The sequence below is a fragment of the Streptococcus infantis genome (genome assembly GCF_000963255.1).
Classification (GTDB): Bacteria; Bacillota; Bacilli; order Lactobacillales; family Streptococcaceae; genus Streptococcus; species Streptococcus nidrosiense.
The window spans coordinates 1-17,093 of the sequence record NZ_JYOV01000005.1 but is presented as its reverse complement, the minus strand read 5'-3'; the positions used below and the strand labels follow the sequence as shown (position 1 = coordinate 17,093).

The 17,093-nt window shown below is 40.7% G+C and carries 11 protein-coding genes; 7 read left to right on the top strand and 4 right to left on the bottom strand.

Annotated features, from left to right (window positions below; translation table 11 throughout):
- Nucleotides 1–24 precede the first annotated feature (24 nt).
- Nucleotides 25–846, top strand: coding sequence for a 2-amino-4-hydroxy-6-hydroxymethyldihydropteridine diphosphokinase (folK, locus tag TZ96_RS01750; protein WP_045762648.1), 822 nt, complete (start codon nucleotides 25–27; stop codon nucleotides 844–846).
- Complete coding sequence (locus TZ96_RS01745) at nucleotides 839–2,122, top strand: hypothetical protein (RefSeq protein WP_045762647.1); 1,284 nt, start codon at nucleotides 839–841, stop codon at nucleotides 2,120–2,122. Before folK ends, TZ96_RS01745 begins: the two co-directional genes overlap by 8 nt.
- Nucleotides 2,123–2,171: 49 nt before the next feature.
- Here TZ96_RS01745 and TZ96_RS01740 read toward each other — a convergent pair whose 3' ends face one another.
- Nucleotides 2,172–2,489 (bottom strand): DUF960 domain-containing protein, encoded by a 318-nt coding sequence (locus TZ96_RS01740; RefSeq protein WP_000885928.1) that lies wholly within the window; start codon nucleotides 2,487–2,489, stop codon nucleotides 2,172–2,174.
- A 205-nt stretch (nucleotides 2,490–2,694) separates the two neighbouring features.
- Here TZ96_RS01740 and ccpA point away from each other — a divergent pair, with 205 nt between their 5' ends.
- The gene (ccpA, locus tag TZ96_RS01735; RefSeq protein ID WP_045762646.1) at nucleotides 2,695–3,702 is read left to right on the top strand and encodes a catabolite control protein A; all 1,008 of its coding nucleotides are present in this window, start codon (nucleotides 2,695–2,697) and stop codon (nucleotides 3,700–3,702) included.
- Between the two features lie 256 nt (nucleotides 3,703–3,958).
- Here ccpA and TZ96_RS01730 read toward each other — a convergent pair whose 3' ends face one another.
- Nucleotides 3,959–4,921, bottom strand: a complete 963-nt coding sequence (locus tag TZ96_RS01730) for an asparaginase (RefSeq protein ID WP_045762645.1) — start codon at nucleotides 4,919–4,921, stop codon at nucleotides 3,959–3,961.
- Nucleotides 4,922–4,986: 65 nt separating this feature from the next.
- Between TZ96_RS01730 and TZ96_RS01725 the strand changes: the two genes are divergently transcribed.
- Nucleotides 4,987–6,378 (top strand): Cof-type HAD-IIB family hydrolase, encoded by a 1,392-nt coding sequence (locus TZ96_RS01725; protein ID WP_045762644.1) that lies wholly within the window; start codon nucleotides 4,987–4,989, stop codon nucleotides 6,376–6,378.
- A 115-nt stretch (nucleotides 6,379–6,493) separates the two neighbouring features.
- Here TZ96_RS01725 and TZ96_RS01720 read toward each other — a convergent pair whose 3' ends face one another.
- Nucleotides 6,494–6,946, bottom strand: a complete 453-nt coding sequence (locus TZ96_RS01720) for a universal stress protein (protein WP_045762643.1) — start codon at nucleotides 6,944–6,946, stop codon at nucleotides 6,494–6,496.
- A 144-nt stretch (nucleotides 6,947–7,090) separates the two neighbouring features.
- On the opposite strand from TZ96_RS01720, the gene TZ96_RS01715 reads away from it, so the two are divergent.
- Both TZ96_RS01715 and TZ96_RS01710 read left to right on the top strand, forming a co-directional pair.
- Nucleotides 7,091–7,930 (top strand): metallophosphoesterase family protein, encoded by an 840-nt coding sequence (locus tag TZ96_RS01715; RefSeq protein ID WP_045762733.1) that lies wholly within the window; start codon nucleotides 7,091–7,093, stop codon nucleotides 7,928–7,930.
- Nucleotides 7,931–7,998: 68 nt separating this feature from the next.
- Nucleotides 7,999–8,436 (top strand): Rrf2 family transcriptional regulator, encoded by a 438-nt coding sequence (locus TZ96_RS01710; RefSeq protein ID WP_045762642.1) that lies wholly within the window; start codon nucleotides 7,999–8,001, stop codon nucleotides 8,434–8,436.
- 193 nt (nucleotides 8,437–8,629) lie between these two features.
- Here the strand turns inward: TZ96_RS01710 and TZ96_RS01705 are convergent, their stop codons facing one another.
- Nucleotides 8,630–10,099, bottom strand: coding sequence for a M protein trans-acting positive regulator PRD domain-containing protein (locus tag TZ96_RS01705; protein ID WP_045762641.1), 1,470 nt, complete (start codon nucleotides 10,097–10,099; stop codon nucleotides 8,630–8,632).
- A gap of 256 nt (nucleotides 10,100–10,355) precedes the next feature.
- Between TZ96_RS01705 and TZ96_RS01700 the strand changes: the two genes are divergently transcribed.
- Nucleotides 10,356–17,093, top strand: a 6,738-nt coding sequence (locus TZ96_RS01700) for a hypothetical protein (protein ID WP_045762640.1), incomplete at its 3' end; no start/stop codon positions are given.

The following is a 17,093-nucleotide window of genomic DNA, read 5'->3' as shown; positions in this document are numbered from 1 at the left end:
GGATTTTTCTAGAAAGGACTAGTTATGGATCAACTGCGAATTAAAGACCTAGAAATTTTCGCCTTTCATGGACTCTTTCCTAGTGAGAAGGAACTGGGGCAGAAGTTTGTCGTTTCAGCCACCCTATCCTATGATATGACCAAGGCTGCGACAGACTTGGATTTAACTGCTTCTGTCCATTACGGAGAACTTTGCCAGCAATGGACGACTTGGTTTCAGGAAGAAAGCGAAGACCTGATTGAAACAGTAGCCTACAAACTAGTAGAGCGTACTTTTGAGACCTACCCTATCGTTCAAGAGATTGAGCTGGAACTAAAAAAACCTTGGGCACCTATCCATCTTCCGCTGGATACTTGTTCAGTAACCATCCACCGTCGCAAACAGCGTGCCTTTATCGCTTTAGGAAGCAATATGGGGGATAAGATGACTAATCTCCAGCAAGCGATTGACAAAATGCAAGCTCGTGGCATCCACATTCTCAAAGAGTCTAGTGTGATTAGGACCGAACCTTGGGGTGGTGTGGAGCAGGATAGTTTTGCCAATCAAGTCATTGAAGTGGAAACCTGGTTGCCAGCTCCAATCTTGTTAGAAACCTTATTGGCTATTGAGGCAGAAATGGGACGGGTCAGAGAGGTGCATTGGGGACCTCGCTTGATTGACCTGGATTTGCTTTTTGTAGAGGACCAAGTCATCTATACAGACGACCTCATCTTGCCTCATCCTTATATTGCTGAGCGCCTCTTTGTTTTAGAGTCTTTACAGGAAATAGCTCCGCATTTTATTCATCCAACGCTGAAACAACCGATTTGCCACTTGTATCGTCAATTGGAGAAAGAAAATGCCTAAGTTTTCTGAAACTTATAGTAAATGGAGAAGTCTAGGGGAGGGAATGCTAGCTATTATCCTAGGTCTTCTCTTGATTTGTTTTGGGCAGATTGTACCGAGACTTGGTTATCAACTCTTGATGGGTTATTTTTCTTTGTCGGCTGTTTGGCATTTATTGACACGATGGTTTCAGGAGAAATCCCGTAGAGAAAATATTTTTGTAACACTAGCCAAGCTCTTTCTTGCAGTCATCCTATTTGATTCAGTCATCCTGCAAGGAATAGCTCTCTATCTCCTTGTGATGATTATCGGAGGTTATCAACTGTTTACAGGTCTAATCAGTCTGATTACTTGGTTGATTTACCGAAATAATCATATCCATCCGAGGCTCAATTACTTATTTGATGCTTTGTGGATGATGGGATTTGGTCTCTATAGTATCTCCCCTTTTCATGATGCGACAAATTTTGAGTTGCTCCTGTTAGGTTTTTACTTAATCATGTTGGGAGCGAGTAGTGTCAGGGATGGTTTCTATTTCGAAAAAGGGAGAAGTAATCCCAAGCTGAAGCGCAGAATGAGAATGACACTGCCTATATTCATGACAGCCTTGATTCCAATCAGCACTTTACGACGATGGAATGAAATGTTATCTACTCATCAGACGGAAGAAAGCGAAGTACATTCAGAGAGAAAGAATGACCAGACAGTTGATATGGAAATTTTTATCCATGCTTCAGAATCATCATTCTTTTTAGCCATGGGGCATGTGGATATCTGCTATCAAGGTCAGGTTATTTCCTATGGTTCTTATGATCCGCACTCGGAACGTTTATTTGGGATGATAGGGGATGGAGTTTTGTTTAAGGCCAATAAAGAGAAATACATCGAACTCTGTAAGAGAGAAAGTCAGAAAACTCTATTTGCCTATGGCTTAAGCTTGTCTGAGCAACAGAAAAAAGCTATAGAAGAACAACTGAGAGAAATTGAAGAACTCTTAATTCCTTGGGAACCAAGTTCTCAACTCATGAAAAGAAGAGAAGGGGAGATCAAGCATACCTACTCTTATCAGCTGAAACACGAGGCTGATGCCACTCTTTATAAGTTCAGTTCGTCCAAGTTTAAGACCTATTTTGTTCTCAGCACAAATTGTGTTTTATTAGCTGACTCTATCGTGGGTAAAGCTGGAACAGACATTCTCAGCCCCCAAGGATTTATCGTCCCAGGAACTTATCAGGATTATCTTGACTTAGAATACACCAAACCAAGTGGTATAGTAGTCAGTCGTTCCATTTATTAGCAAAAAGAAAACTCTAGTTTCCCTAAGTAGATAGAGGAGACTAGAGTTTTTAAAATAGGTCATTTTCTTCTGGTAGGAGAATGGTTTCCTTTCCGTCCATATCCATGACCAGAACTTTAGGTGGATAGAGTGGGTCAAAGGGATGATTGAAGTCGAAGTCAATCGTTGTTGGTAGATGTTGACTAGAAAAACGAAAAGTGATGGAGCCTTCATGATTCAAAAGTCGAAATTCCAATTCATCTTCTAGCTCAAAAACATGCTTTAAAAAATGATCGATTATATACCAGATTGAATCGATAACATCGTCGGGTAAATTGGTCACCACACCGAAACTGGCGCATCGTCTATGAGAATCTGTAAAAGCCATCCCTATCTCCTGATTGATTTTCTTATTATCATACTGCAAACTGCTAGAAAAATCAAGAAAAGTCAACTACCTTTAAAAATATGAGAATGATTTTGAAATTTTTTCAACGAATCTTCATCAAATGCTTGAAAATGCTTACAATTAGTGGTAAAATGAGAACAGTAGAATCATGAAAACAAAATTTTCAAAGTAGAAAGGAAACGGAATGAACACAGATGATACAGTAACAATTTATGACGTTGCCCGAGAAGCGGGAGTGTCAATGGCGACTGTCAGTCGTGTTGTCAATGGCAATAAGAATGTCAAGGAAAACACCCGTAAGAAAGTTCTAGAGGTCATTGATCGCCTTGACTACCGCCCTAATGCAGTAGCTCGTGGTCTAGCAAGTAAGAAAACTACAACAGTTGGAGTTGTTATTCCAGATATCACAAACACTTATTTCTCTACCCTTGCTAAAGGGATTGATGATATCGCGGAGATGTACAAATACAATATCGTCCTTGCCAATAGCGACGAGGATGATGAAAAGGAAGTATCTGTGGTCAATACTCTCTTTTCTAAACAGGTGGATGGCGTTATCTTCATGGGTTATCATTTAACGGAGAAGATTCGCTCAGAGTTTTCACGCTCACGCACACCTGTGGTTCTTGCAGGAACAGTGGATGTGGAGCACCAGCTTCCAAGTGTCAATATTGACTATAAACATGCTACTGTTGATGCAGTCCGTCATCTTTTGAAGCGAAACAAAAAAATTGCCTTTGTTAGTGGACCATTAGTGGATGATATTAATGGTAAGATTCGCTTGGCTGGTTACAAAGATGCTTTGAAAGAAGTGGGAATTAACTATAGTGAAGGCCTTGTTTTCGAATCAAAATACCGTTATGATGATGGCTATGTCTTGGCAGAACGTTTGATTTCTTCTAAAGCAACAGCAGCGGTTGTAACAGGAGATGAACTAGCAGCAGGTGTTTTGAACGGACTTGCTGACAAGGGAGTTTCTGTACCGGAAGACTTTGAAATTATCACCAGTGATGATTCACAAATCGCACGCTATACTCGTCCAAACCTAACCACCATTGCGCAACCTTTGTATGATCTTGGTGCTATTAGTATGCGTATGTTGACTAAGATTATGCATAAGGAAGAGTTAGAAGAACGTGAAGTTCTTTTGCCACATGGTTTAGTTGAACGTCATTCAACTCGTAAAGATTAACAAGAAGAGGTCGGGATAAAAATCCCGACCTCGCCTTTTAGTAGCAAAAACTTTTTGGTCAATAGTTCAAGCATCAAGTTGATGGTAGAAGGCTTGCGGGGTGACTAGAAAACAAGACTTGATCTAGTAATTTCTATCTCACCGACTTTTTTATACTCAATGAAAATCAAAGAGCAAACTAGGAAACTAGCCGCAGGCTGTACTTGAGTACGGCAAGGCGACGTTGACGAGGTTTGAATTTGATTTTCGAAGAGTATTATCCTTCCATATAGGCTCGTAATTCCTCTCCTGTGAGGCCAGCATTGATAGCAATGAGGAGTTTGAGACGAGCCTTTTGAGCGTTTAACTCTTTGACAAAGAAGACACCAGCATTTTGCAGGCAAACGCCACCACCTTCATAGGCATAAACAGGTTCGGCAATCCCGTTAAAACAACGAGAGACCAAGGCGATTGGGAGTCCTTCTTGGATAAGGGCGTTCAATTTTTGTGCTGTTTCCTTGGGAACATTTCCAGCACCAAAAGCCTGAATAATAAGTCCATCCAGTTGGTCAACGGGAAGTAAATCAAGGAGTTCTTCTGTCATACCGGCATAGACAGGGATAATAGGGACCAAGCCTTGAATCTTATCAAGGTCAAAACGAACACGGGGTTCAGCTGTTTTGAAGTAGAGAATCTCGTGTTTCATGATGAGCCCAAGAGGGCCATGGGTCGGCGTTTGAAAGGTGCTAACATTTGTTGTATGCGTCTTGGTCACATACTTAGCAGCGTGAATTTCGTCATTCATCACGACCAAGACACCCTTATCAGCAGCCTTATCGTCACTCGCTACGCGAAGGGCACTGAGATAATTGTAGACGCCATCGCTTCCAAGCTCGTTGGAACTACGCATGGCCCCTGTTAGCACGATCGGTTTGTGAGGAACCTCCATAGTATCAAGGAAATAGGCAGTTTCCTCCAAGGTATCTGTCCCATGTGTAATCACGAAACCGTCATAATAATCAGCCTCCTCTTTAATTTTTTGATAGAGGGCCAGCATATGCTTGGGTTTAATATGGGGACTTGGCAGATTAAAAAAGTCGAGAGCATGGACTTCAACTCCCTCAAGTGGATTGGATACATGATTCATAGGGTTGTCTTGACTAGTCACAACAGCACCAGAGTCATCGGCTTGCATGGAAATAGTACCACCCGTATGTAAAACAAGGATTTTCTTAGGCATGATTTACTCACTCTTTCTGAAATGTGGTATAATCATTGTATCACAAAAGGGGAGATTGAGGTAGGATGGAAGTCAAAGCTGTTTTTTTTGATATCGATGGAACACTGGTCAACGATCGCAAGAGTGTTTTGAAATCCACTAAGGATGCGATTAAGATTGTAAAGGAACAGGGAGTACTTGTTGGAGTAGCGACAGGGCGAGGACCTTTTTTTGTTAAGGATTTAATGGAAGATTTAGATCTGGATTTTGCTGTAACCTATAACGGCCAATATATCTTTAATAAAGACAGAGTCTTGTTTACAAGTCCTCTTTCCAAATCTCATTTACGGCAGTTGATAGCCTATGCTAAAAAAGAGGGCAAGGAGATTGCTTTGGGGACTAAGGATGCCATGCTGGGTTCAAAAATCATGTCTTTTGGTCTTGGTTCTTTTTCGCAAAGAGTGAGTCGTTTTGTTCCCTCTATGTTGACCCGTACAGTTAGTCATTCCTTTAATCGAATGGTGAGTAAGGTCGTTCCTCAGAAGGAAGAAGACTTGCTTCAGTTGATGAATCAGCCCATTTATCAAGTTTTGATGCTAATGACACCAGAAGAATCTGAAAAAGCGGCAGCTGATTTTCAAGACTTGAAATTGACTCGTAGTAATCCTTTTGCGGCTGATGTCATCAACCAAGGGAATTCCAAGCTAGAAGGCATTCGCCGAGTCGGAAAAGAGTATGGTTTTGATCTCAATCAAGTCATGGCCTTTGGTGACTCGGACAACGACCTAGAGATGCTGGCGGGTGTTGGGATGTCAGTCGCTATGGGCAATGGTAGTAGCAGTGTCAAAGAAGTCGCTAAGCATATCACAACCAGCAACCAGCAAGATGGGATTCACAAAGCTTTAGAGCATTTTGGTGTTCTGGCTTCAGAAAAAGTCTTTGTCAGTCGTGATTACCATTTTAATAAGGTCAAGACCTTCCACCACATGATGGATGAACGAACTCAAGAGGAGCCTCAAGCTTGGGACTTAGAAGGAGCCACCCATAGAGCAGGATTTAAGATAGAAGAGTTGGTGGAGTTTGTCCGAGCTGCTAGCTCTTCTGAAGAAGATTTTGAACAGGCAGTAGGACAGTTACACCAAGCTCTTGATCAAGCAGCAGAGAAAGTAGTCAAGAAGACACCTGCTAAGCAAGATTTGGTAGGACAAGTAGATGCCTTGATTGATACTTTGTACTTCACCTATGGTAGCTTTGTTTTGATGGGGGTGGATCCAGAGCGGATTTTTGACATTGTCCATCAAGCAAATATGGGTAAAATATTCCCTGATGGAAAAGCTCATTTTGATCCAGTGACCCACAAGATCCTAAAACCAGATGACTGGGAAGAAAAATACGCTCCAGAACCTGCTATTAAAAAGGAGATTGAGCGCCAGATAAAGGCCTATGAGCGCCATAAGGAAAGAGAAGATAAAAAATAGGCGATCGCAGAGGAAGCCTGGAATGATGTTTTGAGTTCCTAGTTTCAACTACGACATCAATAGTTTATAAAAAAATGAGGTTAGGAGAAAAATCCCAACCTCATTTCTGTTTTTATTACAAAGTTTTATCCTTATCTCTAACGACGAGAAGGTCAACGCTGGTATGGCGTAGGATATATTCTGATGAAGAACCAACTAGCAGGCGCTCAAAGGCATTGAGTCCTGTTGCTCCAACCAAAATCAAATCAACCTTTTCTTTATCTGGAATTGTTTTAGCTAAGAGAGTTTTAGGATTTCCCATCTCAATAACAACTTTAATGTCTGTGAGCCCAGCATCTTTTGCACGTTTTTCGTATTCAGCCATCAAATCGTTGGCCTCGACTTGCAATTCTTCGTAAACTTCGGCATCAAATGTTGAGATGCTTTGAAGAGCACGTGTGTCAATGACATGGGCAATAGTTAGTTTTGCTTGGTTACGCAGTGCTGAATGAACCCCTTTGATGAAAGCCAAGTCAGCTTCCTTAGAACCGTCAACCGCTACCATGATGTTTTCATAACGTTGTGCCATAGCAAAAACCTCCTCATTCTTATTACCTTCATTGTATTCCTTTTCACTAAAAAAGTAAAGTAAAAAACGATAGGAATATAGATGCTTTTTGACTTTGACTTGGAGTTTGTTATAATAAAAAGAGAAAAGCTAAGAGGAAGAGATATGACAAAAATCGCAGTATTATCGGATATACATGGCAATACGACAGCTTTGGAGGCTGTTCTGACAGATGCGCAGAAGGCGGAGGTTGATGAGTATTGGCTCTTGGGAGATATCCTCATGCCTGGAACAGGACGAAAAAATATTCTCCAGATACTGGACACTTTACCCATCACCCTTAGAGTTTTAGGGAATTGGGAGGAGAGCTTATGGCGCGCTTGCCATCGTCAGTTGGATGAAAGTAGACCCAGTCATCGTTATCTCCTGCGCCAGTGTCAGTATATTATGGAAGAACTCAGTGTTGAGGAGATTGAGGAACTGCAGGACTATCCCTTGCAAGTGCATCGTCAGTTTGGAGATTTGAAGCTAGGGATTAGCCATCACTTGCCTGATAAAAATTGGGGACGAGAACTGATTCATCTTGGAAAGCAAGAGGACTTTGACCGTCTTGTCACCAATCCTGACTGCGATATTGCCATTTACGGGCATATCCATCAACAGTTTCTTCGTTATGGTAGTGGTGGCCAGCTCATCCTGAATCCAGGTTCCATTGGGCAACCCTTCTTTTTATCTGAAAATTTACGCAAGGACTTACGTGCTCAGTACATGATTTTAGAGTTTGATGAAAAAGGCTTGAAAGATGTCGATTTCCGTCGGGTTGATTATGATATTGAGGCAGAATTACAACTAGCCAAAGAGTTACAATTACCCTACTACCAAGTTTATTATGAAAGCTTGGTTAATGGGATTCACCATACCCATAATCAGGAACTACTTCATGAAATTGCCCAAAGTCAAGGGCATGATGCAGAACTAGATGACTGGCTGAGTGGTAACTCTTGACATTACAACTACAAGAGATATAATAAATATAAAAAAACGAACTAGTCTAATAGAAAAAGGAGAACCTTATGCAAATTTCAAGTCGATTTACCATCGCGACCCATATGTTGATTATCATAGCCTTAAAAGGGAAAGAAAGTAAGGTGACTAGTGATTTTCTTGCTAGTAGCGTTGGAGTTAATCCTGTCATTATCCGTAAGACCTTGTCTCAACTGAAAAAAGCTGAGTTGATTTCAGTTGCGCGTGGAACTGGTGGAGCGGCAATTATCAAAAATCTAGAGGATATCAGTCTTTTAGATGTTTACCAAGCAGTTGAATGTCTAGGAAAGACTGGTCAACTCTTTAGTTTTCACGATAATCCCAATCCAGCCTGTCCAGTTGGCGCAAATATCCATGGAGTTTTAGATGAGAAATTACAAAAGATTCAGCTCGCCATGGAGCAGGAGCTGAGCCAAACCAGCCTTGCCCAAGTAGTGGCAGATGCCGAAGCAAGGATAGAGAAATAGAAACTATACAAGTAGCAGAAAGAGTCTTTTCGGTTTAAAGCACTAAATTTCCTTTTTTAAAAATCAAAATAGTAAAAAGCGAAGATACCAGAATTTCGATAGTTAGAGTTATGGTATCTTCGCTTTTATAGGTTATGGGAATTGTTCTATAAGATTCTAATGTCTGAGCAAATCTATTCTTCAATAGACTTTCTTAAAGTTTACCAATTGAGATAGTGTTCAGTTGGTTAATAACCTGAAGATTGGACATGCGACCGATATTGATTAGATTTGGATGTTTTAGTCCATCTATATCGAAGTTTGTTAAAATGGCATCATATCCAGCATTCATAATCTCATCAACATCTAGTGTCTCCTTATCCCAAGTTTCAAATTGGATATTTTTAGAGGTGTAGAATGTATAAAGAGAGATTAAAGCATGAGGGTGGGCAAAGTCAAACTCACTCAAAACAAGGACACGAATGTTACTATGAGCTTCTAACAGTTGTTCCATCAAATCTGAAGCGTGGGTGAAAAGGGTATAGACAAGGTGAACAACTGCATAGGCATGTTCTTTTTGTCCCAGGCTAGACTTGTAGCGCATCATTTCGAAAACAGATGCTTCATAAAATTCAGGGAAAAATTTCTTAATTTTGTTGAGAGCATAGGATTTGTTGTGTGAAATGATGGATTCGGAGTTGATTTCTTGACGTTCAAGAAGGGCGGTGTTGTGCAAATGCCAGACTAGTTCATCTGTATTTGAAAATTGAACGCCAAACTCACGTGTTAAGTTATCAAGGACATCTCGGGCAGCGTGGTAAGATCGGTTGACTTGTTTATCAACTGATCGTGCATCTAGGAATTCCTCAACTGTAAAGAAGATTCCTTCTTGGGTATAAGAGTAAAACAGTTGATCTAAAGTGTCACGGTTAATTTCAATGTTCAGCCCCTTAGCCAGAGGTTCAAGCTGGTTCTTAAATTCAGAGAGTTGGTCATATAAAGGGAGAACACTTGAAGAATCACCTGCTGTTTGAATAGTAGCACCAATTCTAAAACGGTGCAAATTAACAGCGACTAGTGTTTCTATCTGAAATAGGTTTGCATAGTTGGCAGGGAAGCCTGTTATATCTAGGAAGAAACGAACAAATCCTTCGATATCTTCCTTAGAATCAATAAACGGCCATTTGAAGTAACCATAGGCTTCATGGAAGTACTGGGCGAAAAAGAAGCGGATGTCTCTTTCATCACCAATGATAGAGATTGGAGTGACCTTGAGTTTGAAGCGGTAATTGTTTTGCAAGACACTGTTAATCTCAGCGACTTTCTTGCGAAGTGCAGGTAGTGAAACATCGAGTGTTTGGGCTAGATGTTCGTAGGTAAACGGTGCTTCTAATAAAAAGAAGGCTTTTAATACCTGAAAGTTAGAAGAATTTTGTAAAACGTGGCGGTAAATTCGTTCAATACCTAGATTGCCATTATTAGCTAGTCTGATACCAGCGGTTGAAGATTGAATTTCAAAGCAAGAGAGGACATCACGCATTTCCTTGATATCGCTTTTAATGATACGAGTGTTGATATCGAGAGCTTCTGCTAAAGGGTCCAGATGAATCCAGCTTGGATTTTCAAATAAATATTCTAAAATCCTTAATTGCCGTTGTTCTTTTTGAGTTAATAATGTTCTCATTGAGTTTCTCCTATACTATACTGTTTATGAATATTCGGGATAAATTTCAATTACCCTCTATTATATCACAGGATTTATAAAAAGAATAAAGATTATGCTCGGAATTATTTTCTTTAGAAAATTTTAGTATAAAAAGAGAGTAAAATCAAAAAAAAAAAAAAAATAAATACCCTTTCATTGACTATACATCGGGGGTGTTGTATAATGATAGTGTATGTAGAAAACATGCTTTTATTTTATAAAAGGAGACAATGTCATGTATTTTAATCGTAAAAATGCAACTCAAAAGAATTGGCGTATGATTAAAAAAGGAAAACACTTCCTTTTTGGTTGTTCGCTTGTTTTTGCAGTTGGGGCAACTTTGGTGACTCCAACAGTTAAGGCGGATACAGTTGCTGGTAAGGGGGAGGTAGAAACCACCACTACCAACTCAGATAGCAAGGCCAGCCCTGATGAAGAGGTGGGGAATTATAAAGCGCCCGCTACTGTAGCAACTCAACCAGTAGCAGTTGAAGAGGCGGTTGTAGCAGAGAAACCAACAGTCAAAGTGGTTAACAAAGAAGCTTTGACCCAGTTGGTTGAAGAAGTGAAAGGCTTGGACAAGACAGGAAAAACAGAAGATTCTCTTTCTCGTTTAAACACAGCGCTTGAACAGGCTCAAAAGGTTTTGACAAATGCAGAAGCTAGTCAAGATCAAGTAGATGCAGCGGTTGCTAGTCTCAAAGAGGCAGTAGCTCAACTTGCTGCCAAAGAAGAAAAAGTAGCAACAGTAGTAACAGAAGAAAAAGCTGAAGTAGCAGAGGAAAAGACTGAGGCTTCAGAAGAAAAAGCTGAAGAAACAGACCAAAATACAGAAACTTCAGCCACTCAACCTAAGTCAAGAAGCCGTCGAGCGGCGGGACAAGAACGTGCTCAAGATCGTTCGATGGAAGGAAGAGATATTAAATATGTCTGGCAAAATAGACAGGCTACGTTAAATGGTGGAGATCCAACTCAACGTGCTAAGATCGAGTACAGACAACTAGATGACTATGAGGTTGTCAATGGGAAAACAGTACCTACTGACCCATCTGGTCAGGGGCGCCCGGTTCTTGAGTGGACTGTGACCTTTAATGAGGCCCAGTATGATAAACCAGGAGGCTACTGGTATTTCACAATCCCTAAAAACGTATCGGATCCTTATAATTTTGTTACAGATTATGACGGTGTCTACATAAATCGATATGGTTGGAAGGATGCAAATAAGGAGTCTGGTGCTGGAATAGCACGCGCAGAAGGGGTTCAGTATATTGACGATGGCAATAAACTTGAGATGCGTGTGAAAAATTCTACCGGATCTAAAGACTATAATAAGGTCGATGGTTTGAGTGGTGTTATGGGCAATTCCAAGAAGGTCTACGTCCTTCAAACAAGTATTTACTCAGGTGTTCGCAAGTTTACTGTTCGCTACCGTACAGTGGTTGAAGACCCATCACAAACAATTTCTTATCTTGCAGGTGTCGAATCATCAGGGAACCTACCAAGATTTAACTGGAATGCGATCTCAGGTAAGTACGACAAGCACTTGGTTAGTCAGGTTGCAACACCAAGCGTAACTCCAAACTTGACCAATACTTCTGTCAACGTTCCTGTTCAGACAGTAGCTTCGACTTCAAGCACTCTTTCAGGTACAGGAACTCCAGGGGCAACTATCAAACTTTATATTGATGGTCGTGAACAAAATATCGGCAATGTCACTGTTGACAACGATGGAAACTGGACTACAGGAGAGCTTCCAACAGCCTTGAACAACAACCAAGGTGATGGTACAACTATTAAACCACGTCAAATAGTACAGGTGAGTCAAACTGTGAACGGAACTGAAAGTAGTCGCCGTACAGTACCGGTATCTGTCGGTATGACAACAGTTGAACCTTCAAGCTTGTCTACTAATCAAGATGCTGTTATTGCAGGGCAAAAAGAGGTGACTCTTAAGGTTCCTCACGATGCAGGGATTGCTTACTTGCGCTATACAAATACTGCAGGACAAACGGTTGAGATTCCAGTTAAACGTGACAATGCCTCAGCTGCATGGGTGTCACAGAAGTCAGATAAGGCAACTGTAAAATCATACGCACATGGTAAGTTTGAAGATACGATTGTCCTTACAATGGCTGATAAGATTGCTGGTACAGAAGTATCATCTATCTCAAACGTGGTGGAAGGTGGTTTCTCAAGTGTGGCTGGATGGGAACCACGCTCAGTAGAAAACCAAGCACCAACTATTGCATCAGCAGTTGAAGGAAACGAAAAAACTGTTGCTCAAGGTGCTCAACTTGACCTTGCATCTCTTGTGACAGTAGCAGATAAAGAAGATGATGCTCAAGCAACCCTAGGTGATAAGGTTCATGCTGAAGTTGTTTCAGTAAATGGTAACACAGCAACTAAGACAGTTGATACAAATACCCAAGGCACTTACACAGTTAAGTATAAAGCCGTTGATAGCCAAGGTAAAGAGTCAGGTGAGATTGAAGTTACTGTAGTTGTAAATCCTGCACGTCAAAACGAGGCTCCAACAGTAGAGATTCCGTACTCTAATAAAGCTGATAAAGAAGTTTATGTATATGGTGGGGAAGAAAACTCATTCGATATCAAGTTCAAAGATGATAGCGGAAAAATTGCAAGTGCTACTGTAAAACAAGGAGGTAACAAGGACTTTGGTTCTGTTGCTGGCGAAGCAGATACCATCAACACTCAATATGGATTTAAAGCAAATGTTATCTCTAGTGAAACACCAGCAACAGCAGATGCACCAGCAGTTATTACTTATAGAGGTACACCAGCAGCGACAGATGGTTTGACACAAGATAGACTAACTGCAGCAACTAAAGGCGAAAATCCAGATGGTTTGGTTTTAGGCTGGCGTTATGCCACTGCGACTGATACTGATGGTGCCCTTATTGAAAATAAAGCCACAGGTGGCTCAACTGCAACTGATCCAGGTGCATTCCGTGTCGTGCTTAAGCCACAAAATCAAAAATATGATATTGCTACTCCAACCGAAAAAGTTACTGTAGCAGATCCAGCTAACGTGACCGAAGCTGAGCTAGCTAAAATCAAAGAAAAAGTACAACTTGAGTACTCTAAAAACAACGATGATGCGAACTTAGCAGACAAAAAAGGTACAACAGCTGATAAAACTAATAAGATTCAATCAGTCACAAAAGATGCTGATGGAAATCTTGTAGTAACCTATGCAGATGGCTCTATAGATAAAAAACCATTATCAGAATTCGTAAACGTAGCTCCAACAGTAGAGATTCCTTACTCAAATAAAGATACTAAAGAAGTTTATGTATATGGTGGGGAAGAAAGCTCATTCGATATCAAATTCAAAGATGATAGCGGAAAAATTGCAAGTGCTACTGTAAAACAAGGAGGTAACAAAGACTTTGGTTCTGTTGCTGGCGAAGCAGATACCATCAATACTCAATACGGATTTAAAGCAAATGTTATCAATGCTGAAACACCCGCAACAGCAGATGCACCAGCAGTCATTACTTATAGAGGTACTCCGGCAGCGACAGATGGTTTGACACAAGACAGACTAACTGCAGCAACTAAGGGAGAAAATCCAGCTGGTTTGCCTTTAGGATGGCGTTATGCGACTGCAACTGATACAGATGGTGCACTGATTGAGAATACAGCCACAGGTGGCACAACTGCAACTGACCCAGGTGCATTCCGTGTCGTGCTTAAGCCACAAAATCAAAAATATGATATTGCAACTCCGACCGAAAAAGTTACTGTAGCAGATCCAGCTAACGTAACCGAAGCTGAGCTAGCTAAAATCAAAGAAAAAGTACAACTTGAGTACTCTAAAAACAACGATGATGCTAACTTAGCAGACAAAAAAGGTACAACAGCTGATAAAACTAATAAGATTCAATCAGTCACAAAAGATGACAATGGAAATCTTGTAGTAACTTATACAGATGGCTCAATAGATAAAAAACCATTATCAGAGTTTGTAAACGTAGCTCCAACAGTAGAAATTCCTTACTCAAACAAAGATACTAAAGAAGTTTATGTATACGGTGGGGAAGAAAACTCATTCGATATCAAGTTCAAAGATGATAGCGGAAAAATTGCAAGTGCTACTGTAAAACAAGGAGGTAACAAGGACTTTGGTTCTGTTGCTGGCGAAGCAGATACCATCAACACTCAATATGGCTTTAAAGCAAATGTTATCTCTAGTGAAACACCCGCAACAGCAGATGCACCAGCAGTCATTACTTATAGAGGTACTCCGGCAGCGACAGATGGTTTGACACAAGACAGACTAACTGCAGCAACTAAGGGAGAAAATCCAGCTGGTTTGCCTTTAGGATGGCGTTATGCGACTGCAACTGATACAGATGGTGCACTGATTGAGAATAAAGCCACAGGTGGCTCAACTACAACTGACCCAGGCGCATTCCGTGTCGTGCTTAAGCCACAAAATCAAAAATATGATATTGCAACTCCGACCGAAAAAGTTACTGTAGCAGATCCAGCTAACGTAACAGAAGCTGAGCTAGCTAAAATCAAAGAAAAAGTACAACTTGAGTACTCTAAAAACAACGATGATGCGAACTTAGCAGGCAAAAAAGGTACACCAGCTGATAAAACTAATAAGATTCAATCAGTCACAAAAGATGACAATGGAAATCTTGTAGTAACTTATACAGATGGCTCTATAGATAAAAAACCATTATCAGAATTTGTAAACGTAGCTCCAACAGTTGAACTTCCATACTCAAATGAAGCTAATAAACAAATCTATGTTTATACAGGTGAAAACACTGATCTAACTTTCAAAGGTACGGATGAAAAAGAAGTTAAAGATCTTTACCTACGTGGACCTGGAGATGTTTCATGGAATAACGCGAATAAATATGGATTTACAACAGGTAAAGTTGAAAATGGCGCAGTGACTGGAGAAGGTTCAGTATCTGAAGATAAGACATCAGCTACTATCAAGATGACTGGTACTACAAACCTTAAAGCTGGTCAAGAGTGGACAAGTTTTATCGTTTCTAAAGACAACAATGGCGAACTTTCAAACACTGATTACAGAGCGCTAGATGTAGATCCTAACGCTAAAGAAAAACCAGGATATGTTCGATTTGTAGTTAAAAATCAAACATCTAAATACGATATAGCAACTCCAGCTCCAGCTGATAAAGTTGAAGTAGCAGATCCAACTAAGGTAACAGACGCTGAGTTAGATAAAATCAAAGAAAAACTGCAAATTGAGTATGCTCAAACTAATGATGATGCCAACTTTGCAGACAAAAAAGGTAAAACTGTAGATGCTGAAGATGCTAAGACTAAGATTAAATCAGTAGAAAAAGATAACGCTGGAAATCTTGTAGTAACATACACTGACGGTTCTACAGATAAAAAACCATTATCAGATTTTGTAGTCAAAGATACCACAGCACCAGCGAAACCAGTTGTGAACACAGACCTAACAGGTAAAGCCGGCACTAAGATCCCAGTTGAAGTGACAGCAGAACCAGGATCAACAGTTGAGTTGTTCGACAAAGATGGTAACAAGATTGGTGAAGGCGTAGCTGATGAAAATGGTAAAGCTAAAATCACACCAACTGTAGATATTCCAGAAGGTAATGTGACAGCTAAAGCTACAAAAGATGGTCAAACATCAGATGCAAGCGCACCAAAAGAAGCTACAGCAGCAACACCAGCGAAACCAAGCACACCAGTTGTAGATACAGACCTTACAGGTAAAGCAGGAACTAAGACACCAGTTGAAGTGACAGCAGAACCAGGTACTAAGGTAGAATTGTTTGACAAAGATGGTAACAAGATTGGTGAAGGCGTAGCTGATGAAAATGGTAAAGCTAAAATCACACCAACTGTAGATATTCCAGAAGGTAATGTGACAGCTAAAGCTACAAAAGATGGTCAAACATCAGATGCAAGCGCACCAAAAGAAGCTACAGCAGCAACACCAGCGAAACCAAGCACACCAGTTGTAGATACAGACCTTACAGGTAAAGCAGGAACTAAGACACCAGTTGAAGTGACAGCAGAACCAGGTACTAAGGTAGAATTGTTCGACAAAGATGGTAACAAGATTGGTGAAGGCGTAGCTGATGAAAATGGTAAAGCTAAAATCACACCAACTGTAGATATTCCAGAAGGTAATGTGACAGCTAAAGCTACAAAAGATGGTCAAACATCAGATGCAAGCGCACCAAAAGAAGCTACAGCAGCAACACCAGCTAAACCAAGCACACCAGTTGTAGATACAGACCTTACAGGTAAAGCAGGAACTAAGACACCAGTTGAAGTGACAGCAGAACCAGGTACTAAGGTAGAATTGTTCGACAAAGATGGTAACAAGATTGGTGAAGGCGTAGCTGATGAAAATGGTAAAGCTAAAATCACACCAACTGTAGATATTCCAGAAGGTAATGTGACAGCTAAAGCTACAAAAGATGGTCAAACATCAGATGCAAGCGCACCAAAAGAAGCTACAGCAGCAACTCCAGCGAAACCAAGCACACCAGTTGTAGATACAGACCTTACAGGTAAAGCAGGAACTAAGACACCAGTTGAAGTGACAGCAGAACCAGGTACTAAGGTTGAATTGTTCGACAAAGATGGTAACAAGATTGGTGAAGCTACAGCAGGAACAGATGGTAAAGCAACCATCACACCAACTGTAGATATTCCAGCAGGTAATGTAACAGCGAAAGCTACAAAAGATGGTCAAACATCAGATGAAAGTGCACCAAAAGTAGCTACAGCAGCAACACCAGCGAAACCAAGCACACCAGTTGTAGATACAGACCTAACAGGTAAAGCAGGAACTAAGACACCAGTTGAAGTGACAGCAGAACCAGGTACTAAGGTTGAATTGTTCGACAAAGATGGTAACAAGATTGGTGAAGCTACAGCAGGAACAGATGGTAAAGCAACCATCACACCAACTGTAGATATTCCA